We start from the raw sequence: 769 nt of genomic DNA on the forward strand, positions 1-769 counted from the left end.
CTGAGGCTGATCGATGTCGCCGACTACATCGCCTTTATCCGACTGGAGCATTTCGCATGCCTGTCGGATAAAGGCGATGTAGTCGGCGACATCGATCAGCCTCAGTTCGCCCACCACCTGCTCGATGGCGCTGGCGACGATGATCTCGCGGGATTTTGCGTGCGGTTGCCGGTTCATGAAATCTGTCTGCGCTCAGCCTTTTTCGAGTAGACGATCCGCACCAGTTCGGCGACGGCCTGGTAGAATTGTGACGGGATCACATTATCGACCGAAACTTGCTTGTACATGGAGCGGGCGAGCGCCACGTCCTCGAAGATCGGGATGTTGTGTTCCCGCGCGATCTCACGAATCTTGAGCGCCACCAGATCCTGGCCCTTGGCCAGCACCATGGGCGCCGAGTCCTCGTCGCGCACATATTTCAGCGCGATCGAGAAGTGCGTCGGGTTGGCGATGATCAGCGTCGCGCGCGGCACAGCCGTCATCATCCGTTTGCGCGCCCGGTCGCGCGCCAGGGAGCGCAGCCGCGACTTGACGATCGGGTCGCCCTCGGACTGTTTGAACTCGTCCTTGACCTCCTGCTTGCTCATGCGCAGATCCTGCTTCCAGTGGAAGCGCGACCAGACGATGTCGACTGCCGCGATCAGCCCCATGACGAAGACGATGGCCACCAGGATGTCGACGGCGATGCCGCGGATGACGAGACCGAAGGCGACCGGATTGGTGATCATGCCTGCGAGCAGCTTGCGGTGGTCTTCCGACAGGGTGAAGC

1 protein-coding gene and 1 pseudogene are annotated in these 769 nt (G+C 61.0%); one reads left to right on the forward strand and one right to left on the reverse strand.

The window, feature by feature from the left end:
• A pseudogene (locus tag EN914_RS38885) lies at positions 1-210 on the forward strand (hypothetical protein); the annotation flags it as partial.
• On the opposite strand, the gene EN914_RS37160 reads toward EN914_RS38885, so the two are convergent.
• Positions 174-769 (reverse strand): EscU/YscU/HrcU family type III secretion system export apparatus switch protein (locus tag EN914_RS37160; RefSeq protein ID WP_127389770.1); only part of this gene is annotated, 596 nt, incomplete at its 5' end. The pseudogene EN914_RS38885 and the gene EN914_RS37160 overlap by 37 nt on opposite strands.

It is taken from the genome of Mesorhizobium sp. M7A.F.Ca.CA.001.08.2.1 (genome assembly GCF_003998455.1).
Lineage (GTDB): Bacteria > Pseudomonadota > Alphaproteobacteria > Rhizobiales > Rhizobiaceae > Mesorhizobium > Mesorhizobium ciceri.